Annotated in this window: 18 protein-coding genes; 8 read left to right on the top strand and 10 right to left on the bottom strand. The window is 68.3% G+C overall.

Annotated elements, in window-relative coordinates:
• Positions 1 to 80: 80 nt before the first annotated feature.
• Positions 81 to 434, bottom strand: coding sequence for a Rieske (2Fe-2S) protein (locus ACIPR8_RS03045; protein WP_192287471.1), 354 nt, complete (start codon positions 432 to 434; stop codon positions 81 to 83).
• Positions 435 to 610: 176 nt separating this feature from the next.
• On the opposite strand from ACIPR8_RS03045, the gene ACIPR8_RS03040 reads away from it, so the two are divergent.
• From ACIPR8_RS03040 to mscL, 3 genes are all read left to right on the top strand, one after another.
• Positions 611 to 898 (top strand): hypothetical protein, encoded by a 288-nt coding sequence (locus tag ACIPR8_RS03040; RefSeq protein ID WP_132865402.1) that lies wholly within the window; start codon positions 611 to 613, stop codon positions 896 to 898.
• A 77-nt stretch (positions 899 to 975) separates the two neighbouring features.
• Entirely contained in the window at positions 976 to 1,677 is a 702-nt protein-coding gene (locus tag ACIPR8_RS03035; RefSeq protein WP_446540117.1) for a fumarylacetoacetate hydrolase family protein, read from the top strand.
• Positions 1,678 to 1,735: 58 nt separating this feature from the next.
• Positions 1,736 to 2,152 (top strand): large-conductance mechanosensitive channel protein MscL, encoded by a 417-nt coding sequence (gene mscL, locus ACIPR8_RS03030; RefSeq protein ID WP_132865404.1) that lies wholly within the window; start codon positions 1,736 to 1,738, stop codon positions 2,150 to 2,152.
• A gap of 65 nt (positions 2,153 to 2,217) precedes the next feature.
• Here mscL and ACIPR8_RS03025 read toward each other — a convergent pair whose 3' ends face one another.
• Positions 2,218 to 3,210, bottom strand: a complete 993-nt coding sequence (locus tag ACIPR8_RS03025) for a hypothetical protein (protein ID WP_446540116.1) — start codon at positions 3,208 to 3,210, stop codon at positions 2,218 to 2,220.
• 250 nt (positions 3,211 to 3,460) lie between these two features.
• On the opposite strand from ACIPR8_RS03025, the gene ACIPR8_RS03020 reads away from it, so the two are divergent.
• Positions 3,461 to 4,888 (top strand): M28 family peptidase, encoded by a 1,428-nt coding sequence (locus ACIPR8_RS03020; RefSeq protein ID WP_132865406.1) that lies wholly within the window; start codon positions 3,461 to 3,463, stop codon positions 4,886 to 4,888.
• Positions 4,889 to 5,061: 173 nt separating this feature from the next.
• Here the strand turns inward: ACIPR8_RS03020 and ACIPR8_RS03015 are convergent, their stop codons facing one another.
• The 4 genes from ACIPR8_RS03015 to ACIPR8_RS03000 all read right to left on the bottom strand — a co-directional run bounded on the left by ACIPR8_RS03015 (position 5,062) and on the right by ACIPR8_RS03000 (position 11,933).
• Complete coding sequence (locus ACIPR8_RS03015; RefSeq protein WP_192287475.1) at positions 5,062 to 5,907, bottom strand: TrmH family RNA methyltransferase; 846 nt, start codon at positions 5,905 to 5,907, stop codon at positions 5,062 to 5,064.
• Positions 5,908 to 5,922: 15 nt separating this feature from the next.
• Positions 5,923 to 7,368 (bottom strand): alanine/glycine:cation symporter family protein, encoded by a 1,446-nt coding sequence (locus tag ACIPR8_RS03010; RefSeq protein WP_425603738.1) that lies wholly within the window; start codon positions 7,366 to 7,368, stop codon positions 5,923 to 5,925.
• Between the two features lie 354 nt (positions 7,369 to 7,722).
• Complete coding sequence (locus ACIPR8_RS03005; RefSeq protein WP_132865409.1) at positions 7,723 to 10,848, bottom strand: efflux RND transporter permease subunit; 3,126 nt, start codon at positions 10,846 to 10,848, stop codon at positions 7,723 to 7,725.
• Positions 10,845 to 11,933, bottom strand: a complete 1,089-nt coding sequence (locus ACIPR8_RS03000; RefSeq protein WP_192287478.1) for an efflux RND transporter periplasmic adaptor subunit — start codon at positions 11,931 to 11,933, stop codon at positions 10,845 to 10,847. Before ACIPR8_RS03000 ends, ACIPR8_RS03005 begins: the two co-directional genes overlap by 4 nt.
• Positions 11,934 to 12,017: 84 nt before the next feature.
• Between ACIPR8_RS03000 and ACIPR8_RS02995 the strand changes: the two genes are divergently transcribed.
• Positions 12,018 to 12,263 (top strand): hypothetical protein, encoded by a 246-nt coding sequence (locus ACIPR8_RS02995; protein ID WP_446540115.1) that lies wholly within the window; start codon positions 12,018 to 12,020, stop codon positions 12,261 to 12,263.
• Positions 12,264 to 12,399: 136 nt separating this feature from the next.
• Here the strand turns inward: ACIPR8_RS02995 and cysN are convergent, their stop codons facing one another.
• Entirely contained in the window at positions 12,400 to 14,283 is a 1,884-nt protein-coding gene (cysN, locus tag ACIPR8_RS02990; protein WP_446540114.1) for a sulfate adenylyltransferase subunit CysN, read from the bottom strand.
• Positions 14,283 to 15,194, bottom strand: coding sequence for a sulfate adenylyltransferase subunit CysD (gene cysD / locus ACIPR8_RS02985; protein ID WP_446540113.1), 912 nt, complete (start codon positions 15,192 to 15,194; stop codon positions 14,283 to 14,285). The genes cysN and cysD overlap by 1 nt, the downstream gene beginning before the upstream one ends.
• Before the next feature lie 197 nt (positions 15,195 to 15,391).
• On the opposite strand from cysD, the gene ACIPR8_RS02980 reads away from it, so the two are divergent.
• The 3 genes from ACIPR8_RS02980 (at position 15,392) to ACIPR8_RS02970 (ending at position 19,750) form a co-directional block, all read left to right on the top strand.
• Positions 15,392 to 17,230, top strand: a complete 1,839-nt coding sequence (locus ACIPR8_RS02980) for an assimilatory sulfite reductase (NADPH) flavoprotein subunit (protein ID WP_446540112.1) — start codon at positions 15,392 to 15,394, stop codon at positions 17,228 to 17,230.
• 79 nt (positions 17,231 to 17,309) lie between these two features.
• Entirely contained in the window at positions 17,310 to 19,016 is a 1,707-nt protein-coding gene (gene cysI, locus ACIPR8_RS02975) for an assimilatory sulfite reductase (NADPH) hemoprotein subunit (protein ID WP_446540111.1), read from the top strand.
• A complete protein-coding gene (locus tag ACIPR8_RS02970) occupies positions 19,013 to 19,750 on the top strand; it encodes a phosphoadenylyl-sulfate reductase (protein ID WP_446540110.1) in 738 nt (245 codons plus the stop codon). The genes cysI and ACIPR8_RS02970 overlap by 4 nt, the downstream gene beginning before the upstream one ends.
• A 144-nt stretch (positions 19,751 to 19,894) precedes the next feature.
• Here the strand turns inward: ACIPR8_RS02970 and ACIPR8_RS02965 are convergent, their stop codons facing one another.
• Both ACIPR8_RS02965 and ACIPR8_RS02960 read right to left on the bottom strand, forming a co-directional pair.
• On the bottom strand, positions 19,895 to 20,335 hold the full coding sequence (locus ACIPR8_RS02965) for a BLUF domain-containing protein (RefSeq protein ID WP_165931199.1): 441 nt from the start codon (positions 20,333 to 20,335) through the stop codon (positions 19,895 to 19,897).
• 83 nt (positions 20,336 to 20,418) lie between these two features.
• Complete coding sequence (locus tag ACIPR8_RS02960; protein ID WP_446540109.1) at positions 20,419 to 22,479, bottom strand: TonB-dependent copper receptor; 2,061 nt, start codon at positions 22,477 to 22,479, stop codon at positions 20,419 to 20,421.
• Between the last annotated feature and the right edge of the window lie 13 nt (positions 22,480 to 22,492).

Here is a 22,492-nt window from a genome sequence, read left to right as displayed (position 1 = left end):
GAACTGGCATTCCTGCCTGCAGGCCAGCAATTCAATACGTGTGTGACAAGCGCCGACGGACTTGGCCACTTACACCACTTCTACGCACCGGCCAACAGCACCCGTCCGTCACGCACTTCAACGGGTACCGCGCGCAGCGAATCGCCCTTGCACGGGCCGGCCACGCAGAGGCCGCCCTCCAGTTCGAACGAAGCCCCGTGCACGGCGCACACCAGGTGTCCCTCGCGGCTCTTGAGGAACTGCCCCGGCGCCCAGTCCAGCGCGCGACCGGCATGCGGACAGACGTTCAACCAGGCACGCACCTGCGCGCCATCGCGGTACAGCACCAGGGTTTCGGCATCCTCTTGCAGGGTGGCGGTCACCGCGTGGAAGCCGCCATCGGGCAGGTCATCGAGTTTTGCCAATTCAGTTTCGGGCGAGGATACGGAAGACATCTGGAACACCGGCGCGATTCGAACCGCGATTGTCGCACGCAGCCATCCGGACCATGACCAAGCTGACCGGAACCATTGTCCTGATGACATATTCAGGCAAGAATTAACGACAACTTCACGCATTGCCCCGCATCGCCGCCGATACTCGCCGGCAGCCAAACGGTCACACCCCTTTCATGCGCATCCGTTACGTCCAGTTCTCCAAGCTCCGCAACCTGTTCGAGCCGCGCAAGCCGCGCAACCCGCTCGTACGGATTGCACTCGGCCTGCTGGGCCTGGCCATCCTGGCGGTGCTGGTCGTGGCCGGCGTGTTTGTCGGTGCCGCGATGATCCTCGGCGGAATCGCCTGGAAGCTGTTGGCAGCACGCAAGCGCCGCAACGCCGGCAAGGCTGACCCGTCGGTGGTCGACGCCGAATACCGCGTGGTGCGCAAGGCCGCACTGCCGCACAGCACCGGCGCCTGAGTTCCCGGCCCCCGCTGCAGCGCTTGGCCGGGCACAACTCCGCTAGACTTTCGCGTCGTTTCACCTGGACGCGAACCATGACTGATCTGATCCCCACCCCGACCCTGCCCCGTGTACCGGTGGCCGGCGGCAGTACGTTCCCGGTGCACCGCATCTATTGCGTGGGCCGCAACTTCGCCGACCATGCGCGCGAGATGGGGGCCACGCCCGCCGCACCGAGCGACCGCGGGCAGCCGATGTTCTTCATGAAGCCGGCCGATGCCATCGTCACCGGCGATGCCGAAGTGCCCTATCCGCCCGCCACCGCCGACCTGCACCACGAGGTGGAGCTGGTCGTGGCGCTGGGCAGGGATGCACCGGCCGGCGTGCTGCCGGTCGACGCCGCGCTGGCGCTGGTGGCCGCCTATGGCGTGGGCCTGGACCTGACCCGTCGTGACCTGCAGGCCGCGGCCAAGGCCAAGGGCGGGCCCTGGGACATCGCCAAGGGGTTCGATCATTCGGCGCCGGTCAGCACGCTGGTGCCGGCCGACCAGGTGGGCCCGCTGGAAGCGGTGCGCCTGTCGCTGGAGATCAACGGCCAGGTGCGCCAGCAATCCACCCTGGACCAGATGATCTGGAACGTTCCTGAGATCCTGCACGAGCTGTCCAAGCTGTACGCACTGCGTGCAGGCGACCTGGTGTTCATGGGTACGCCGGCCGGCGTGGCGGCACTGCACAAGGGCGACCGCTTCGATGCACGGCTGGGCGACATCGCCCGCTGCCAGGGCGTGATCGCCTGACGACATCCGATGGAGTAGGCTGCGCCAGCTCCCCCATCCGTACGAACAGGAGAACTTCATGGGAATGATTAGCGAGTTCAAGGAATTCGCCATGCGCGGCAACGTCATCGACCTGGCGGTCGGTGTCGTGATCGGCGGCGCGTTCGGCAAGATCGTCACCTCGCTGGTGGACAAGGTGATCATGCCGCCGATCGGCTGGCTGATCGGCAACGTCGACTTCTCGGCGCTGGCCTGGACCCTGGCCCCCGCCAAGATCGGTGCCGACGGCAAGGAGATCCCGGCGGTGGTGATCGGCTACGGTGATTTCATCAACACCCTGATCCAGTTCATCATCGTCGCCTTCGCCATCTTCATGCTGGTCAAGGTGGTCAACCGGCTCTCGCGCAAGAAGGAAGAGGCCCCGGCGGCACCGGCCGAGCCGTCCGAGGAAGTGCTGTTGCTGCGCGAGATCCGCGACAGCCTCAACAAGCGCTGAGGCGCCCCGGGGCGTTGATGCAACGGCCGGAAGGACTTCCTTCCGGCCGTTTTCGTCTGCGCCGATCAGAAGGTCAGCATCGCCGAGAACTGGGGGCTGACGAACGACGCGCTGTTGCGTCCGCCCGGCAGCGACAGCTCGGCTCCGAGCAGGAAGCCCACCCGATCGCTGTGGATGTACTCGATGGCCGGTGCCGCGCTGAAACTGCGGCTGCGCGGGTCGGCGCGACGCTGCCCCTGGACGCAGCGCCCCTGCGCAGGGGCATGGCACCCCTGCAACACCGCGCGCCCGTCGCGCGAGGCGGTGACATCCAATGCCAGTGCCCAATCCGGGCTGAGGCTGTATTCGAACCCCACCGCGGCGCTGGTGTTGCTGCCGTGGTGCATCGCGCCGCGGAAGGCATGCCCGGTACCAAACACGCTGGTTCCCTCCACATCGACGCGGCCAGGCGACGGACTCCAGCCCACCTGCCAGCGCCAACGCAGCGTGTGGCCGCTGGACATCGGCAACCATTGCTGGCCCACCAGGGAAAGGGCGGTGCGCCTTGCGCCGTTGCCACGCCCATTGAGCGCATTGCCGCCAAGCTCGTCGTAACTGCCCGTGGCCAGCGTCTGGCTCACCTGGGTACTGATGACCATGTCACCCGTCGAAGCCGCCCGTGGGCGCAGCACGTAGTTGAGCTTGAGCGTGCTGTCGCCGAAGCGCAGCCCATCGGCGCGCTGCTGGCCGATGCGTGCCCGTCCGGCACTGAGCGAGAGCTGCCCGGTGAGCCGCTCATTGATGCCATAACCGGCCAGCAGGCTCAGCTGCAGGTCGCTGCCGTGCTCGCCCATCCCGAAGCGATTGCCCTGACTGTCGTAGTACCCGCGCTGGCGCGTGTTGATCAGATAGGGCTGCAGATAGAAATGCCCGGGCGTGTAGGCCGCCGGGTTGGAGGTGATCAGTGGCCCGGTGAAACGGGCCGGGTGGACCTCCTGCCGTGACTCCTCGGCCAGCGCCATCGCCGGTATCAGGGCCATCGAGAACAACGGGGCTGCCATCCTGTGCTGCCACTTCATGCTTGCTCCAGCTACGTGCTCATCCACCCCATCGGTGGTCGCGTAGGCTCGCCCGCGGACATGGCGCGGCGCAGCGGGAAAACTCCTGAAGTCTGGCTCATCCGCATCTGCGTAGCGAACGTTCTGGGCAGCGGTTCACATCGTGACGCTCCAACTGCGCCAGGCAGTGCCGCCATCCCCCCCAACCGGCACATTCGGTGGCCGGAGCACGCTGCTAAAGTCAGTGATTCTTTACTTCGGAGCGGAACCCATGCGTCGCACTGCCCTCGCCCTTGCCACCTTGCTGTTGTGCGCCACGGCCGGCGCGACGAACGCACCCGCCCCGACCCGCATCCCCGATGCGGCGATCAGCACCGCCGCGCAGCTGCGCGAACAGGCGCTGGCCGACACCACCGGCTGGCAGGTGGTGGAGTCGTTGACCACCGAAGTCGGGCCGCGCATGGCCGGCAGCGAAGCCGATGCGCGTGCCGTGGAATGGGCCAAGGCCAAGTTCAAGGCGCTGGGTTTCGACAAGGTGTGGACCGAGCCGGTGACCTTCCCGAAGTGGGAACGCCGCAGCGAGCACGCATCGGTGCTGGGCGCCCATCCGCAGCCGCTGACCATCACTGCCCTGGGCGGCAGCCCGGCCGGAACGGTCGAAGCCGAAGTAGTGCGCTTCGAAGGCCTGGATGCCCTGAAGGCCGCACCGGAAGGTTCGCTGGCGGGCAAGATCGCCTACGTCGACTTCACCATGAACCGCAGCCGCAGTGGCGAGGACTACGGCATCGGCGGCACCGTGCGCAGCCGTGGCCCGTCCGAGGCCATCCGCAAGGGCGCGATCGGCTACATCATGCGTTCGGCCGGCACCGATTCGCACCGCATGCCGCATACCGGTATCACCCGCTTCGATGAAGGCCTGACGCCGGTACCGTCGGCCGCGCTGTCCGGCCCGGATGCAGACCAGCTCAACCGGCTGGTCGCGCGCGGCGCCACCCGCATCCGCATCGCGCTGGATTGCGGCTGGGATGGCAGCTACACCTCGCAGAACGTGATCGGCGAGATCACCGGCCGCAGCCTGCCCAAGGAAGTGGTGGTGATCGGCGGTCACCTGGATTCGTGGGACCTGGGCACCGGCGCGATCGATGACGGCGCAGGCGTCGGCATCACCATGGCGGCGGGCCACCTGATCGGCCAGCTCAAGCAGGCGCCCAAGCGCACCATCCGCGTCATCGCCTTCGCCAACGAGGAACAGGGGCTGCACGGCGGCAAGGCCTACGCTGCCGCGCGCGTGCAGGCCGGCGAGATCGTGCAGCAGCACATCGCGGCCGAAAGCGACTTCGGCGCGGGCCGCATCTATGCGTTCAACACCGGCTCGGGCAATGCCGAGGGCTCGCGCGAGGCGACCCGCCAGATCGCCGAAGCGCTGGCACCGCTGGGCATCGAGTACCAGCCGGGCAAGGGCGGTCCGGGCCCGGATGTCGGCCCGCTGGCGGCCAAGGGCGGCGCCTGGGCATGGCTGGCGCAGGACGGGACCGACTATTTCGACCTGCACCACACCCCGGACGACACCCTGGACAAGATCGACCCGAAGGCGCTGGCGCAGAACGTGGCCGCATACACCGTGTTCGCCTACCTGGCCGCCGAATCGGAAGGCAGCTTCGGCAGCGAGGCCAAGGACGTGGTGCCGCCGCGCGAGTGATCGCCCGGGCCGTGACCGGAAAGGCGCCGCAAGGCGCCTTTCCGTTGCACGTGGTGCCGAGCCGCGCCCGGTGGGGCTAATTCCCGCATGGCCTCAGTGGAGCGTGATTCCGCTCTACCGTGAACGACAAAGGCGCCGACGGCGCCTTTGTCGTTCAACACGCATCGAACCGATCACGCCTTGGCGTGACGGCTGCACCAGCTGGACAGGAACACTGCGGTAGCCGAGGCCACGTTGAGGCTTTCCACCGCGCCGGTGCCGGGGATGGACAGGCGCAGGTCACAGCCCTGCGCGAAATCGCGGTCCATGCCTTCGCCTTCGGCACCCATCACGTAGACCATGCGCGCCGGCAGCGCCGTGGTGAACAGGTTCTCGCCCCCCTCGACCAGCGTGGCCGCCAACCCGAAACCGGCGCCACGCAGCTGCGCCAGCGCCTGCGGCAGGGCCGGCAGGCGGACCAGCTGCACCGCCTCGGCGCCGCCTTCGGCAACGCGTGCCGCCGCACCGGACAACGCCAGCGTGGATTCGGCCGGCAGCAGGATCGCCGACACACCGAAATGCGCCGCCGAACGCAGGATCGCGCCAAAGTTGTGCGGGTTGCCCACGCCATCCAACCACAGGGCCAGTGCCGGGCCGTCGGCCAACGTGCCCAGCCACGCCGCCAGCGCAAGCGGCTCCTGCCGCACCACGTCGGCGACGACGCCTTCGTGGTGGGTGGTGGCGGCGAGCTTGTTCAGGTCACCATCGCCCACCACGCGGTAGCCGACGCGGTTGGCCACACACCATTTCAGCACCGGCTGCAGCCGCGGGATCATGTCCTCGGCCAGGTACAGCTTGCGCAACGCCTGCGGACGGCGGGCGAACATGGCCTGCACGGCGTTGAAGCCATACAGGCGCAGCTCGTCGCTGCCACGCACCGGCGGGCCACCGGCCCCTGCGCCATCGCGCGGGCTGGCCGGCAACGGGGTCGCGCGCGGCGGGCGGGAGGACGGGCGTCGGTTGTTCCAGGGGTTGCTCACTGCTTGAGTACTCGCTTACTTGTTGGTGCGCCAGAAGTCGGCGTTCTTGATGCCCAGTGCATCCGGGTTGAAGACCGGGTCCAGGCCCTGCTTCTTCTGCCGCTCGTAGTCGGTCAGCGCCAGCATCGCCGGCTTCTGCAGGATCAGGATCGCGATCACGTTCAACCAGGCCATCAGGCCGACGCCGATGTCGCCCAGCGCCCACGCCATCTTGGCGTTGTGGAAGGCGCCGAACACCACCATGCCCATGATGCCCAGGCGCAGCACCAGCGTGGCCGCCGGATGTGTGCGGTTGCTGCCGGCCAGGTAGGTCAGGTTGGTTTCGGCCATGTAGTAGTAGGCCATGATGGTGGTGAAGGCGAAGAAGAACAGCGCCAGCGCCACGAAACCCGCGCCCCAGCCCGGCATCACCGACTCCACTGCGGCCTGGGTGAACAAGGCACCTTCGGACGGGGCCACGCCGGGCACGCCGGTGACGATGGCCTCCAGCTTCTGCACCCCGTCGACGGTGACTTCGCGGAACACGTTGTACATGCCGGTGGACAGCACCAGGAACGCGGTCGAGGTGCACACCAGCATGGTGTCGAAATAGATGGCGAAGGCCTGCACGTAACCCTGCTTGGCCGGGTGCGAGACCTCGGCGGCGGCGGCGGCGTGCGGGCCGGTGCCCTGGCCGGCCTCATTGGCGTAGATGCCGCGCTTGACGCCCCAGGCGATAGCCTGGCCGATGATGCCGCCGAACGCCGCGTGCGCACCGAAGGCGCTGGAGAAGATGTCGGCGAACATCGTCGGCACCTTGCTGGCGTTGAGCATCATCACCACGATGGCCATCAGGATGAAGCCCAGCGCCATGAACGGCACCACCACCTCGGCGAAGCTGGCGATGCGCTTGACGCCACCGAAGATGATCACGCCCAGCAGCACCGCCACGGCGATGCCGATCCACAGCTTCATGCTGCTGGCGCCGCCCATCGAGGCACAGGCATCGGCCCCTGAGCACATCACCGCCACCGCGCTGTCGGCGATGGCATTGGCCTGCACGCCCGGCAGCAGGAAGCCTGCGGCCACGACCGTAGCCAGCGCGAAGGCGGCCGCATACCACTTCAGGCCCATGGCCTTCTCGATGTAGTACGCCGGGCCGCCACGGTAGCGGCCTTCGCCGTCCTTGACCTTGTAGATCTGGGCCAGCGTCGACTCGACGTAGGAGGTGGAGGCGCCCAGGAAGCCCATCACCCACATCCAGAAGATCGCGCCGGGACCGCCGTAGGCGATGGCGGTGGCCACGCCGGCGATGTTGCCGATGCCCATGCGCCCGGCCATCGACATGGCCAGCGCCTGGAAGGAGGACACGCCGGCTTCGGACTTCTGGCCGCGTACGGTCAGCCGGCACATTTCCGCGAAGCCACGGATCTGCATGAAACGGGTACGGAGGGTGAACCACAGACCTGCGCCCAGACACATGAAGATCAGGGCGTTGCTCCAGATGATGCCGTTGATGTATTCGACGATGGATTCCACGTAGTTCCCCGGAAAGCTGAAAGTGATCAAGCCCCGGGCCCCGGGACCGACCGATTCTTCCACGATTGAGCCGTGCTGTGCACGCCTATCGGGCCAATTGCGGCAAACTCCCAAGCCGGGAGCCGCAACGCATGTCATACCGCTGGCCATCCCTGGACACCGATCGACGGTCGGTGCCTTACTCGGCGCATCCCTGCTTGAACATCCCCCAGGCTGCGGCAGCCCCCTTGCCGCCGCGGCCCGGATCATCACCGGGCGGTGCGGACACCGCCCCATTCATGCCTGACGCCGCTCGGCTCAGGCATGCCCGCCCACCGGCGGGGTCTGGCGCTCCTGCCGTTCCAGCTCGTTGGCCACGGTCTCCGGCGACTGCGTGTACGGGGCCAGCAGCGCGTAGAACGCCGGCACCACGAACAGCGACAGGAACGTGGACACGGTGACACCGAAGATGACCACGATGCCGATGGTGGCGCGGCTGGCCGAACCCGGCCCGCCGGCGAGCACCAGCGGGATGGCACCGACCACGGTGGCGATGGAGGTCATCAGGATCGGGCGCAGGCGCACCACCGACGATTCGACGATGGCCTGGTGCACGTTGCGTCCCTCGTCGCGCAGCTGGTTGGCGAACTCCACGATCAGGATGCCGTTCTTGGCCGCCAGGCCCACCAGCATCACGATGCCGATCTGGCTGAACAGGTTGAGCGTGCCGCCGCTGATGTACAGGCCAAGGAACGCGCCGAGCACGCCCAGCGGCACCGTCAGCATGATCACCAGCGGGTGGATGAAGCTCTCGAACTGCGCGGCCAGCACCAGGTACACCACCAGCAAGGCCATGCCGAAGGTCAGCAACACCGCACTGCCGGTGCTCTGGTACTCGCGCGACTCGCCCTTCCAGTCGATCTGCGCGTACTCCGGCAGTTCCTCGCGCGCCACGTCCTGTACCCAGGCAATGGTCTCGCCCAGCGTGTGGCCCGGGGCGACGTTGGCGCTGATGGTGATCGCGCGCAGGCGGTTGAAGCGGTTGAGGCTGCCGGCCTCGGCCACTTCGCTGAGCGTGACCAGGTTGGACAGCGGTACCAGTTCGCCGGAGCGTGCCCGCACCTGGATGGCCGACAGGTCCGCCGGCGAGGTACGTCCCTCGCGGCCGGCCTGCACCAGCACGTCGTACTCCTCGCCGTTGTCCACGAACGTGGTGACGCGGCGCGAGCCCATCATGGTTTCCAGCGCGCGGCCGATGGCGGTGACCGAGATGCCCAGGTCGGCCGCGCGCTGGCGGTCGATGTTCACGCGCATCTGCGGGCGGGTTTCCTTGTAGTCGGAGTCGGCACCGACCAGCCCGGGGTAATCGGCCATGCGCGCCAGCAGGCGGTCACGCCACTGCGCGATCTCCGCGTACTCCGGGCCGCCAAGCACGATCTGGAACGGCTGGCCCATGCTGCGCACCAGGCCGCCGCCGACCATCGTGCGCACGCGCACGCCGCTCAAGCCGTTGAGTTCCTTCTGCAGGTCATTGGCCACGTCGCTGGTGGCCTCGTGGCGGTCGCGCCACGGCTGCAGGAACACGCTGATGCGGCCGGTGTGCATTTCCTCGCTGTTGCCCCAGCCGCCGGGCACGCGCGGGTTGGCGCGCACGATGGGCTCTTCCGGGCCGACAAAGCGCGAGACGATCTGCTCCACCTGCTGCACCTGGCCGACGGTGTAGTCGTAGCCGGCGCCTTCCGGGCCGTCGATCATGATCTGGAACGAGCCGCGGTCCTCGGCCGGCGCCAGCTCCGAGGGCAACAGCTTGAACAGGCCCCAGCTGGCACCCAGCGCGGCCAGCATCACCACGCCGAAGATCCAGGTGCGCTGCACGTGGCGATCCAGCACCCGGCCATACGCGGCCGAGACGCGCTCCAGCTCGCGGTTGACGAAGCGGTTGATGCGGCCGGGCTTCTGCTCGCTGTGCGGCTTGAGCAGCTTGGAGGCCATCATCGGCGTCAGCGTCAGCGCGACGAAGGCCGACAACGCCACCGCCGCGGCCAGCGCCACCGCCAGTTCGCGGAACAGGCGGCCGGTGTTGCCTTCCAGGAAGCCCACCGGCAGGAACACCGCCACCAGCACCGCGGTGGTGGCGATCACCGCGAACGCCACCTGCGCGGTGCCACGCCGCGCGGCCACCAGCGGCGGCTCGCCCAGGTCGATGCGGCGCTGCACGTTCTCCACCACCACGATGGCGTCATCCACCACCAGGCCGATGCACAGCACCAGCGCCAGCAGGGTGAACAGGTTGATCGAGAAGCCGAATGCGAACAACGCGATGAACGCCGCCACCAGGCAGACCGGCACGGTCACCGCGGGAATCAGGGCCGCGCGCAGGCTGCCCAGGAACAGCCAGATCACCGCCAGCACCAGCAGCATCGCCTCGACCAGCGTCCAGTACACGCGCTCGACCGCCGCCTCGATGAAGGTGGTGTTGTCGAAGGCGACGAAGATCTGGGTGCCCTTGGGCAGGGTCTGGGCGATGCGCTCGGCCTCGGCGCGGGTGGCGCGGGCCACGTCCAGCGCGTTGGCGGTGGAGGTCTTGACGATGCCCAGGCCGATGCCCGGCTCGCCATTGCTGCGGTAGTACGCGCGGCGCTCGGACGAGGCCAGCTCGACCTTGGCCACGTCGCCCAGGCGCACCACGTAGCCATCGTTGCCCTTGCCCAGCGGGATGCTGGCGAAGTCGGCCGGCGCGACATAGCTGCGCTCCACGCGCAGGGTGAAGTCGCGGTCGGCCGACTCGATGCGGCCGGCCGGCAGTTCGACGTTCTCGTTGCGCAGCGCGGTTTCCACCTCGTTGACGGTCAGCCCGCGCGCGGCCAACTGGTCGCGGTCCAGCCAGATCCGCATCGCATAGCGCTGGCGGCCACCGATGCGCACCTGTGCCACGCCGTCGATGCTGGAGAAGCGGTCCACCACGTAGCGCTCGGCGTAGTCGCTGAGCTCCAGCGTATCCATCGCCGAGGAGGCCATGTTGAACCAGATGATGGGGTCGGCGTCGCTCTCGACCTTGGCGATCTCCGGCGGGCGCGCTTCCTCGGGCATGCGGTCGGCGACCCGGCTGACCGCGTCGCGCACGTCGTTGGCGGCAGCCTCGATGTCGCGGTTGGCGGTGAACTCGATGCTGACCGAGGCACGCCCGTTGGTGCTGCGTGCATTGATCGTATCGATGCCTTCGATGCCGGCCAGCGCGTCTTCCAGCACCTGGGTGACACGGCTTTCGATCACGGCCGCCGAGGCGCCGGTGTAGTCCACCGACACCGACACGATGGGCGGGTCGATGGCCGGCAACTCGCGCAGGGTCAGGCGGTTGAATGACATCACGCCCAGCACCACCAGCAGCAGGCTCATCACCACGGCCAGCACCGGCCGCTTGATCGAAAGATCGGAAAGCTTCATCCGGCCTTCGCCCCGGTGGCCGCGGCCGGCGCCGCCTTGGCCGGCCGCCGGGCATCCTCAACTCGGATGCCCGGGCGCAGCTTGCCGGTGCCATCGACGACGATGCGCTCGCCGGCCTTCAGGCCCTCGGTGATCTCGACCACGCCGGCGCGGCGGGTGCCGGTCCGCACGTCAACCCGCTCGACGCTGGCATCGTCCTTGACCCGGTACACGAACGAATCCCGTCCGACCTGCACCACCGCGATCTCGGGAATGACCAGCGCCTGCCGCTCGGGGCGGAACACCCGCACGTCCAGCAGCATGCCCGGCCGCAGCGCGTGGTCGGCGTTGACGAAATCGGCACGCACGGTGACCGCGCGGCTGCCCGGGTCCACGCGCGCATCGACGGTACTCACCTCGCCATCGAAGCTGCGCCCCGGGTAGGCGACGCTGCTGCCGGTGACCTTGTCGCCCGGCTGGAGCGACGCCAGTTCGGCCTCCGGCACCTGGAAATCGACGTGCACGCGCGAGATGTCATCCAGCGTGGCGATGGCGGTGGTCGGGGTGACCAGCGAGCCCGGGCTGACCTGGCGGATGCCCAGTACCCCGGCGAATGGCGCCCGTACCTGGCGGTCGGTGATGTCCGCGCGCATCTGCCGCACGCGCGCCTCGGCGGCGTCACGGATGGACTTCTGGGTGTCCAGGGTGGAATGCGCGACCAGCTGCTGGGCGGCCAGCTCACGCTGGCGCAGGTACAGCCGGTCGGCTTCGGCGAAGGTCGCCTGGGCCTGGGCCAGCGCTGCCTGCTGGGCATCGCCGCGCAGGGTGACCAGCGGGGTACCGGTCGTCACCTGCTGGCCGCTTTCGAAATGCACCTTGTCGATGATCTCGCTGACCTTGGCGGTGACGATGATCGACTCGCGCGCCTTGGCGGTGCCGATGGCCTGCAGCGTGTCATTCCAGGCCGAAGGCTGCACCACCTGGAGGGTGACCGGCACGGCATCGCCGGCCTGGCGTGGCGTTTCAGCGCCCTTGCGGTTACAACCGGCCAGGGCCAGTGCCAGGACAGTGGCCCCAGCCACGGTGAAGGCAGAACGCCGCAACATACACAATCCCGTCATTTACACGATCCAGCAGTCTAGCGGCCGCCGGTTACGGTGATATGTGCCGTTAGGGGGGGAACGGGGGCTTTGGCTTTGGCTTTGGCTTTGGCTTTGGCTTTGGCTTTGGCTGTTGCTGTTGCTGTTACTGTTGCTGTTGCTGTTACTGTTGCTGTTACTGTTGCTGTTACTGTTGCTGTTGCTGTTGCTGTTGCTGTTGCTGTTGCTGTTACTGTTACTGTTGCTGTTGCTGTTGCTGTTGCTGTTGCTGTTGCTGTTGCTGTTGCTGTTCCCTTCTCCCGTCCACGGGAGAAGGTGGTGCGCAGCACCGGATGAGGGCTGCCTTTCACCTTCCCCCGAAAGGCCAACGGGCACCCGCCCTCCTCCGCCCTTCGGCCGGTTTCCCCCATGAATGGGAGAAGGCACGGCAGGCAGCCCTACCTGCCTGCCCGCGCCCTGTTGAGCCGCCGCCTCATCCCTGCTCCAGCGCCTTCAACACCTGCTCGACCATGGCCGGCACGCTCTCACGGTCCGCCCGCAGATGCAGCTCCGGCGCCACCGGCGCTTCATAGGGCGAATCGATGCCGGTGAAGTTGGGGATCTGCCCGGCACGCGCCTTGCGGTACAGGCCCTTCACGTCACGTGCTTCGGCCACTTCCAGCGGTACGTCGACGAACACCTCGATGAACTCGCCCGGCTCGAAACGCTCGCGCGCCATCTGCCGCTCGGCCCGGAACGGGGAGATGAAGCTGACCAGCACCACCAGCCCGGCATCGGCCATCAGCCGCGCCACCTCGGCCACCCGGCGGATGTTCTCCACGCGGTCCTCGTCGGTGAAGCCCAGGTCGCGGTTGAGCCCGTGGCGGACATTGTCGCCATCGAGCAGGAAGGTATGCCGGCCCTGCGCGTGCAGGCGTTTCTCCACCTGGTTGGCGACGGTGGACTTGCCGGCCCCGGACAGGCCGGTGAACCACAGCACCCTGGGCTGCTGGCCCTTGATGCGGGCCCGCGCGGCCTTGTCCACGTCCAGGTGCTGCCAATGCACGTTGCCGGCGCGGCGCAGCGCGAAGTCCAGCGTACCGGCGGCCACGGTCGCATTGCTCTGCCGGTCGATCAGGATGAAGCCGCCCAGCGCGCGGTTCTGCGCGTAGGCCGCGAAAGCCACCGGCTCATCCAGCGACAGGTTGCAGAAGCCCACCTCGTTGAGCTCCAGCCGCTTGGCAGCCAGGTGCTCCTGCGTGTTCACGTCCACGCGGTGCTTGATCTCGCTGATGCTGGCGGCCACGGTGCGGCTGCCGATCTGCAGCCAGTACGGGCGCCCCGGCAGCAACGCGGCATCATCCATCCACAGCACGTGGGCGGCGAACTGGTCGGCCACCTCCGGCGGATCGTCGGCGGCGGCGATCACGTCGCCACGGCTGACATCCACCTCGTCGGTCAACGTCAGCGTCACCGCCTGCCCGGCGGTGGCGACGTCGAGCGGGCCGTCCGGGCCAAGCACCTGCCGGACCGTGGAGCGGCGTGCCGACGGCAACACCACCACCGCATCGCCCGCACGTACCTGCCCGGCGGCCACGGTGCCGGCAAAGCCGCGGAAATCCTGGTTGGGCCGGTTGACCCATTGCACCGGCAGGCGCAGCCCACTGGCGGCATCACGGTCTTCCAGCACGAGCGTGTCCAGGTGCTCCAGCAGGCTCGGGCCGTCGTACCACGGCGTCAGCGCCGAACGCACGGACAGGTTCTGCCCTTCCAGCGCCGACAGCGGGATGGCCTGCACCTGGGCAATGCCCAACTGCGTGGCCAGCGCCTGGTAGTCCTGCACGATGCGTGCGAACACGTCGGCGTCGTAGTCCACCAGGTCCATCTTGTTGACCGCCAGCACCACATGGGCGATGCCGAGCAGCGAGATGATGTAGCTGTGCCGGCGGGTCTGCGCCAGCAGGCCCTTGCGCGCATCCACCAGCACCACCGCCACGTCGGCGGTGGACGCACCGGTGGCCATGTTGCGGGTGTACTGCTCATGCCCCGGGCAGTCGGCGACGATGTACTTCCGGGCGTCGGTATCGAAGTAGCGGTAGGCCACGTCGATGGTGATGCCCTGCTCGCGCTCGGCAGCCAGGCCATCGAGCAGCAGCGCGTAGTCGATGCGCTCGCCCTGCGTGCCATGGCGCCGGCTGTCGGCTTCCAGCGCGGCCAGCTGGTCATCGAACAGGCGCTTGCTTTCGTACAGCAGGCGACCGATCAGCGTGCTCTTGCCGTCGTCGACGCTGCCGCAGGTGATGAAGCGCAGCAGCGGCTTGGATTCGTGCTGTTGCAGGTACGTGGAGATATCGGAAGAAGTGGTGACCGCGCTCATCAGAAATAGCCCTCCAGCTTCTTCTTCTCCATCGAGGCAGACTGGTCGTGGTCGATCAGGCGCCCCTGTCGTTCGGAGCTGGTGGACACCAGCATCTCGGCGATGATCTTTTCCAGCGTGTCCGCTTCCGACTCGATCGCACCGGTCAGCGGATAGCAACCCAGCGTGCGGAAACGCACCTTGCGCAGCTGCGGCACTTCACCCGGCTGCAATGGCAGGCGGTCGTCGTCGACCATGATCAGGCTGCCGTCGCGCTCGACCACCGGTCGTTCGGCGGCGAAGTACAACGGCACCACCGGGATGTTCTCGCGGTAGATGTAGAGCCAGATGTCCAGCTCGGTCCAGTTCGACAGCGGGAACACGCGCACGCTCTCGCCCGGGTGGATGCGGGCGTTGTACAGGTTCCACAGCTCCGGGCGCTGGTTCTTCGGGTCCCAGCGGTGGCGGTCGTTGCGGAAGGAGAACACGCGCTCCTTGGCACGCGACTTCTCCTCGTCGCGGCGGGCGCCGCCGATGGCCGCGTCGAACTTCCACTTGTCCAGCGCCTGCTTCAGGCCCTGGGTCTTCATCACGTCGGTATGCACGCTGGGCCCGTGCGTCACCGGTCCGATGTCCTGGGCGATGCCGTCGGGGTTGATATGCACCCGCAGCTCGGTGCCGGTCTCGGCCACGCGCCGGTCGCGGAAGGCGATCATCTCGCGGAACTTCCAGCGGGTGTCCACGTGCAGCAGCGGGATCGGCGGCACGCCGGGCGCGAACGCCTTCATCAGCAGGTGCAGCAGCACCGAGCTGTCCTTGCCCACCGAGTACAGCAGCACCGGGTTGTCGAAGGCCGCGGCGACTTCCCGCAGGATGTGGATGCTCTCGGCTTCCAGCCGATCGAGGTGGGACAGGGATCTGTTGGCGGTCATCACGAGGTGGTCGGCAGAGGCAACGCCCGGTCTGGGCTACACAGTACCCGGACAGGGCCCGGGCTGGATGGCGAGTGTGGGGCCCGACTCACATACGACTGAAATAAACGCAGGGCATGAAGCGATAACCGCTCATCCTTTCTGGCAAACGAAACATTTACCTAGCATCGGTCATCCCATATCAGACCGGACTGGACATGACCGCCGCCGCCATCGTGCCTCCCAGCCCCTTGCCCGAAGACCGCAGGGTCCTGCTGACGCGACTGGTGGAGGGGCTGGATGGCAACAGCCTGTGGTGGCTGTCCGGCTTCGCCGCGGGGCTGGCCCAGGGCCACCCGCCGCCGTCGCTGGCGGTGATCCCCGGCGGACAGCCCGCCGCCCAACCGGCAGCAGCACGCCTGACGGTGGTCTATGGCAGCCAGACCGGCAATGCGCGCCGCGCCGCCGAGCAACTGGCGGCCGAGGTCGAGGCCGCCGGCCTGCCGGTGCGCCTGCTGCGCGCCGACGCCTATCCCGCCCGCGAACTGGCCAACGAGCGCCTGCTCTACGTCGTCATCAGCACGCAGGGCGAAGGCGACCCGCCGGACGATGCGATCGGCCTGGTCGAATTCATCGTCGGCAAGCGCGCACCCAGGCTGCCCGAACTCAAGTACGCGGTCCTGGGCCTGGGCGACTCCAGCTACGCCGAGTTCTGCGGCATCGCCCGCAAGCTGGACAACCGCCTGGCCGAACTCGGCGCCCAACGCCTGCAGCCGGCCGGTGAAGCCGACCTGGACATCGACGCGGTGGCCACGCCCTGGCGTGTCCAGGCCCTGGCCGATGCCCGCACCACCCTCGGTGAAGCCGCCAGCCCGGCACCGAGCAACGTCACCCCGCTGCGCCATGCCAGCGCCTACAACGCACAACACCCGTTCAGCGCCGAGCTGCTGGCGCGCCAGGTCATCAGCGGCCGTGATTTCAAGGGACCGGCCTATGCCCGCTACGGCAGTGCCGACAAGCGCGTGCATCACGTCGAACTGTCGCTGGAAGGCAGCGGCCTGCACTACGAGCCCGGCGACGCGCTGGGCATCGTCCACCGCAATCCGCAGGCGCTGGTCCAGGACGTGCTGGCCGCCACCGGCCTGGACGGCGACACGGCCGTGGCCCTTGACGGCCAGGCCCGTCCGCTGTCGCAGTGGCTGGCCGAACACCGTGAGCTGACCCGCATCTCGCGTCCGCTGCTGGCCACCGTGGCCGAGCGCAATGCGCACCCGGAGCTGGGGCGGCTGCTCGAACCCGAGCACAAGGCCGAACTGGCGCGCGTGTTCGACGACCACCAACTGGTCGACGTGCTGCGCCGCTGGCCGGCGGACTGGAGCGCCGAGGCGCTGGTCGGCACCCTGCGCCCGGCCGCGCATCGCCTGTACTCGATCGCCTCCAGCCGCAAGCGGGTGGGCGAGGAAGTGCATCTCACTGTCGACGAACTGCGCTACGACGCCCACGGCGCGGCGCACGTGGGCGCGGCCAGCAGCTTCCTGGCCGCACTGGAGGAAGGCGCGCAGGTGCCGGTCTTCGTCGAGGCCAATGAACGCTTCCGCGTTCCGGCCGACGGCAGCCGCGACATCATCATGATCGGCCCGGGTACCGGCGTGGCGCCATTCCGTGCCTTCGTGCAGGAGCGCGCCGAGGTCGGCGCCGGCGGCCGCAACTGGCTGTTCTTCGGCGCCCGCCACTTCAACACCGACTTCCTCTACCAGGCCGAGTGGCAGGACGCGCTGCGCCGCAAGGAACTGCATCGCCTGGACCTGGCCTTCTCGCGTGACCAGGCCGACAAGGTCTACGTGCAGCAGCGCCTGCGCACCCGCGGCCGCGACCTGTACGACTGGCTGCAGAACGGCGCGCACCTGTACGTGTGCGGTGCGATCGGCATGGGCAAGGACGTGCACGCCGCGCTGCTGGACGTGGTCCGCGAACACGGCGGGCTGGATGAAGACGGCGCGCGCGAGTACCTCACGCGACTGCACACGGAAGGACGCTATGGCCGGGATGTGTACTGACGGTTGAGCCGCGATGCGCGGCGATGCGGATTTCGCGCCGGAAGGCGCCCCACCCCCTGTTCTGGCATAGCGAAAGAAGATGAGCACCCATTCCGTCGAATCGATCAAGGCCGAAAGCAACCGCCTGCGCGGCTCCCTGCTGGAAAGCCTGGCCGACCCGGTCACCGGCGCCTTGCGCGAGGACGACCAGACCCTGATCAAGTACCACGGCAGCTACCAGCAGGACGACCGTGACGTGCGCGACGAGCGCCGCCGGCAGAAGCTGGAGCCGGCCTACCAGTTCATGATCCGCACCCGCACCCCGGGCGGGGTGATCACCCCGGCGCAATGGCTCAAGCTCGACGCCATCGCCACCCGCTTCGGCAATCACTCGCTGCGCATCACCACCCGCCAGGCGTTCCAGTTCCATGGCGTGATCAAGCGCGAGCTCAAGGCCACCATGCAGGCCATCAACGCGGCGTTGATCGACACCCTGGCCGCCTGCGGTGACGTCAACCGCAACGTGCTGGTCGCCGCCAACCCGCTGCTGTCCAGCGCGCACGCCACCCTGTACGCCGACGCCGCGCGCACCTCCGAACACCTGCTGCCCAACACCCGCGCGTACTACGAGATCTGGCTGGACGAGGAACGCGTGGCGGGCAGCGGCAGCGAGGAGGAGCCGATCTACGGCGAGCGGTACCTGCCGCGCAAGTTCAAGATCGGCTTCGCCCTGCCACCGGTCAACGACGTGGACGTGTTCGCCAACGACCTGGGGTTCATCGGCGTGCTCGACGATGCCGGCACGCTGCTCGGCTACGACGTCAGCATCGGCGGCGGCATGGGGGCGACCCACGGCGATGCCGAGACCTACCCGCGCCTGGCCAACATCGCAGGCTTCATCCCGCGCGACGCCCTGCTCGATGTCGCCACTGCGGTGGTCACCACCCAGCGCGACCTCGGCAACCGCGACCTGCGCAAGCGCGCCCGCTTCAAGTACACCATCGACGACCACGGCCTGGACACCGTGATCGCCGAGATCCAGCGCCGCGCCGGCATCACCTTCCAGCCGCGCCGCTCGCTGCCGTTCGCGCACAACGGCGACCGCTATGGCTGGAACGAGGGCGAGGATGGCCGCTGGCACCTGACCCTGTCGCTGCCGGCCGGCCGCATCACCGACCTGCCCGGCGCGCCGCATCTGACCGCGCTGCGTGAGATCGCGCGCCTCCACGCCGGCGAGTTCCGCATGACCGGCAACCAGAACCTGGTCATCGCCGGCGTCCCCGCCGCACAGCGCGCGCAGATCGATGCGCTGGTGCGCAGCGCCGGGCTGGATGCCGGCAACCAGGCCCCCACCGCGCTGGCACGCGCCGCCATGGCCTGCGTCGCCCTGCCCACCTGCGGGCTGGCCATGGCCGAGGCCGAGCGCTACCTGCCCGACTTCAGCGCCAAGCTGCAGCCGCTGCTGGAACAGCACGGCCTGGCCGAAGCGCCGATCCTGCTGCGCATCTCCGGCTGCCCGAATGGCTGCTCGCGCCCGTACCTGGGCGAGATCGCCCTGGTCGGCAAGGCACCGGGCCGCTACAACCTGATGCTCGGCGCCGACCATCGCGGCCAACGGCTGAACACCCTGTACCGCGAGAACATCACCGAGCCGGACATCCTGTCCGCGCTGGAGCCGTTGTTCGCCCGCTACGCCGGCGAGCGCACGGCGGACGAGGGCTTCGGCGACTTCCTGCACCGCGCCGGCATCGTCGACCTGCCGACCTACCCCACCCACCGCCAGATTCCCGTGGAACTGCACGCATGAGCGCCCTGCCCCGATCCTCGAACGATGCCATCGTCACCCCGCCGTTGCCGGCTGACCTGGGCCCGCTCAACGCCGAACTGGAGGCCCTGGACGCCGTCTCGCGCGTGCGCTGGGCGCTGCAGCATGCCCCCGGCACGCACGTGCTGTCGTCCAGCTTCGGCGCGCAGTCGGCGGTGACGCTGCACCTGCTCAGCAGCCAGCATCCGGACGTGCCGGTGATCCTGATCGACACCGGCTACCTGTTCCCGGAAACCTACCGCTTCGCCGACGAGCTGACCGACCGGCTCAACCTCAACCTCAAGGTCTACCGCCCGCTGGTCAGCCGCGCCTGGATGGAAGCCCGCCATGGCCGCCTGTGGGAACAGGGCGTGGTCGGCATCGAGCAGTACAACAACCTGCGCAAGGTCGAGCCGATGAAGCGCGCGCTCGACGACCTGCAGGTCGGCACCTGGTTCACCGGCCTGCGCCGCAGCCAGTCGGCCAGCCGCGCCGGCACCCCGGTGCTGCAGCGGCGGGGCGAGCGCTACAAGGTCAACCCGATCGCCGACTGGAGCGACCGCGACGTGTGGAAGTACCTCAAGCAGCACGACCTGCCCTACCACCCGCTGTGGGAACAGGGGTACGTGTCGATCGGCGACTTCCACACCACCCGCCGCTGGGAGCCGGGCATGCGCGAGGAGGACACCCGTTTCTTCGGCTTGAAGCGTGAGTGCGGATTGCACGAGGAAATCTGATCCGCGTCGCGATGCGCCCTGCGTGGCGCGACACCCGTCAAGGCGGTGATGGTCAACGCGGCACGGGCTTGGCGGCCGAGGCCGCTGCTGCCTGCGTTGCCCCCTCCCTTCCGCGCGGCAGAGGGAAAGGCCAGGGCGGGGGCTTCAGCCCTCGGCCTGCACCTGTTCCCAGAACGAGAGCAGCTCACGCAACGCGGGAGTACCCTGCCCGGCTTCGGCGACGTCCTCCTGCAGCAGCTCCGCTTCACGCAGCCACTGCTGGTTGCTCAATTTCTGCAGCACGCTGCCCTCGGCATGGCTGCTGCCCATGTGCCACTGGCTGAAGTACAACTGGTCGACGTGCCCATCGTGCAGCACGCGCACGTTCACGTGCATGGTCGAGGCCATGATGCGCTCGTAGACCCGGGCCACGCCCTCCTGGCTGCCTTCGAAGTACTGGAAGAACTGCTGCCCGTCGTACAGCAGCACGCCGGTCACACCGGCCAGTTGGTTGTGCGCCCGCGCATCCACCAGCAGATGATCGATGTCGGCCGGCGTCAGCCCGGCAACAGCGGTACTTGCATATGCCACCGCGCGATACGTCATGTCCGTGGAAAGCTCCGAGCCAATGCCCGCCGAGCATGCCATAGCGCCCCCACCACCGCGAGCGGTGGTGGGGGGCACTGTCCTCAGTACCGGTAGTCCAGCTTCAGCCACGCGGCACGGCCCGGCTCGTTGATCCGCACCGGGTCGGCCGGGAAGCCGAAGTCGGCACTGCCGGCCAGGTTCAGGTGCTCGGCGTAGGCGCGGTCGAACACGTTGTCCACGCCGACGCTGGCGCGCAGGTGGTCGCTGATGCGGTACGCAGCGTTGAGCGAAAGCGTGGCAAACCCGGCCGTCGGCCCAAGGTCACGCGCGATCACGTTGCCTTCGTCGGTAGCCACCCGGTTCTGCCGGTGCACGCCCCGCAGCAGGCCACCGACCGACCAGCGGTCATGCTCGTAGGAGGCGTTCAGGCGTGCCTCCAGCGGCGGGATCTGCGGCAACGGCCGGTCTTCGCTGCGGTTCTCGCCCCAGGCGTAGGCCAGCGTGCCGCCCAGTTTCCAGCCCGGCGCGGGCCGCCACTCCAGCCCCGCTTCACCGCCGGCGATCCGCGCCTCGACATTGGAGGCCTGCGTGGTGCTGCCCATCATGCCGCCGCTGCGGTAGGCGAACAGGATGTAGTCCAGCAGGCGCCCGGCATAGGCCGATACCCAGGCATCCAGGCGTTCGCTGCGGAACTGCAAGCCCAGATCCAGCTGGGTGGTCTTCTCCGGCCGCACGCCGCTGAAGGCATTGGGGCTGTCCGTCGGCCCGCTGTTGGCGGAGAACAGCTCCCAGTAGTCGGGCATGCGTTCGCTGCGGCCCACGCCGGCATACCAGGTCCAGGCCTGGCCATGGTCGCGCTCGTAGCGCAGGAAGCCGCTGCCCAGGGTTTCGTCACGGCGTTGGCCGGCGGTCGGGTTGGGCATGTTCATCATGCCGGTCGTGGCCCGGCGGTCCTTGACCTGCGCCGTGTCCACGCGCAGCCCGCTGACCCAACGCTGCGCGGTACCTTCGCCAAAGGTCAGCTCGGTGAACACGCCCTGGTTGCTGAAGTCCGCATCGCGCGTCCACGCCGCCTGCCGCCAGGTGCCGCGGCCCATGCCGTTGCGGCTGCGATGGCGGCTGTCCTGCGCGTCCACGCCGGCAACGATGGCCACGTCCTGCCAACGCCATTCGCTGCTGACCCGGCCACCGGTGGTGCGCCGTTCGACGTTGGAGGCCATCGGCATCGGCATGCTGCTGTGCGGGTTCGGCGTGCGCAGCGTGTAGTTGTCCATCAGGTGGTCGGCGTTGTTGTAGTACAGGTTGGCCTGCAGCTTGTCCCAGGCGCCGGGCAGGTTGTCCTTCTCGAAGCGTAGCCCGTAACTGTCGCGCCTGAAGCCGGCGCCATCCATGCCGCGGCCGGCATAGCGGGCGACCGCATCGCCGGTGCCGGCACTGAGTTCGACCACGGTGTCGGCATCGGGCGTCCAGCCGATGGCGGCATCGGCATTCCACTTGCGCCAGCGCGACGGCACCAACGCGCCGTTGCCGTCGCGGTAGTCGTCCGATTCGGAGCGGTTGCCGTTGATGCGCACATAGCCCGGCGTGCTGCCAAAGGTGGCGTCGAGCATCTGGTCATTGCGGTTGTTGGAGCCGCCCAGCGCGCTGGCCTTCAACGCCATGCCCGGCGCATCGAAGCGCGGGGTTTCACGCTCGAAGCGCACCGTGCCGGCCGAAGCCCCGGCCCCCCAGCGCACGCTCTGTGGGCCCTTGATCACGGTCAGCAGGTCGTAGGTTTCCGGGGCGATGTAGGACAGCGGGTTGTCCATGCGCGAGGGACACGCGCCGATCAGGTTGCCGTCGTTGCTGAGGATGTTCAGCCGCGAGCCGCCCATGCCGCGCAGCACCGGGTCGCCATTGGTGCCGCCGTTGCGGATCGCCGAAAAGCCCGGAACGGTCTTGAGGTAGTCGGCACCGTCACTGGCCGGCACCGGTTGCCGCGGCCGGCGCGGGTCGGTCACCCATTGCAGCGGCGAGGACGGCGCGGCGGCGGTGACCACCAGCGTATCCAGGGTCTTGTCCGGGTCACGCGCCTGGGCGTATCCCGGCGGTGAAAACAGCGCCATGCAGATGCAGGCAGACAGGCACGCCGGTGCACCCGGCATACGGGAAAGGGAAATCATGCAGTTCTCCAAT

Source organism: Stenotrophomonas sp. LARHCG68 (assembly GCF_052871705.1).
Note: the sequence above shows the minus strand (reverse complement) of the source record. Positions and strands in the feature narration are given on the sequence as shown.

What these genes read in the sequence shown, in the direction of transcription:
- ACIPR8_RS03045 (WP_192287471.1), bottom strand. Translation starts at nt 434, where the DNA reads ATGTCTTCCGTATCCTCGCCCGAAACTGAATTGGCAAAACTCGATGAC.
- ACIPR8_RS03040 (WP_132865402.1), top strand. Translation starts at nt 611, where the DNA reads ATGCGCATCCGTTACGTCCAGTTCTCCAAGCTCCGCAACCTGTTCGAG.
- ACIPR8_RS03035 (WP_446540117.1), top strand. Translation starts at nt 976, where the DNA reads ATGACTGATCTGATCCCCACCCCGACCCTGCCCCGTGTACCGGTGGCC.
- mscL (WP_132865404.1), top strand. Translation starts at nt 1,736, where the DNA reads ATGGGAATGATTAGCGAGTTCAAGGAATTCGCCATGCGCGGCAACGTC.
- ACIPR8_RS03025 (WP_446540116.1), bottom strand. Translation starts at nt 3,210, where the DNA reads ATGAAGTGGCAGCACAGGATGGCAGCCCCGTTGTTCTCGATGGCCCTG.
- ACIPR8_RS03020 (WP_132865406.1), top strand. Translation starts at nt 3,461, where the DNA reads ATGCGTCGCACTGCCCTCGCCCTTGCCACCTTGCTGTTGTGCGCCACG.
- ACIPR8_RS03010 (WP_425603738.1), bottom strand. Translation starts at nt 7,368, where the DNA reads ATGTGTCTGGGCGCAGGTCTGTGGTTCACCCTCCGTACCCGTTTCATG.
- ACIPR8_RS03005 (WP_132865409.1), bottom strand. Translation starts at nt 10,848, where the DNA reads ATGAAGCTTTCCGATCTTTCGATCAAGCGGCCGGTGCTGGCCGTGGTG.
- ACIPR8_RS03000 (WP_192287478.1), bottom strand. Translation starts at nt 11,933, where the DNA reads ATGTTGCGGCGTTCTGCCTTCACCGTGGCTGGGGCCACTGTCCTGGCA.
- cysN (WP_446540114.1), bottom strand. Translation starts at nt 14,283, where the DNA reads ATGAGCGCGGTCACCACTTCTTCCGATATCTCCACGTACCTGCAACAG.
- cysD (WP_446540113.1), bottom strand. Translation starts at nt 15,194, where the DNA reads ATGACCGCCAACAGATCCCTGTCCCACCTCGATCGGCTGGAAGCCGAG.
- ACIPR8_RS02980 (WP_446540112.1), top strand. Translation starts at nt 15,392, where the DNA reads ATGACCGCCGCCGCCATCGTGCCTCCCAGCCCCTTGCCCGAAGACCGC.
- cysI (WP_446540111.1), top strand. Translation starts at nt 17,310, where the DNA reads ATGAGCACCCATTCCGTCGAATCGATCAAGGCCGAAAGCAACCGCCTG.
- ACIPR8_RS02970 (WP_446540110.1), top strand. Translation starts at nt 19,013, where the DNA reads ATGAGCGCCCTGCCCCGATCCTCGAACGATGCCATCGTCACCCCGCCG.
- ACIPR8_RS02965 (WP_165931199.1), bottom strand. Translation starts at nt 20,335, where the DNA reads ATGACGTATCGCGCGGTGGCATATGCAAGTACCGCTGTTGCCGGGCTG.
- ACIPR8_RS02960 (WP_446540109.1), bottom strand. Translation starts at nt 22,479, where the DNA reads ATGATTTCCCTTTCCCGTATGCCGGGTGCACCGGCGTGCCTGTCTGCC.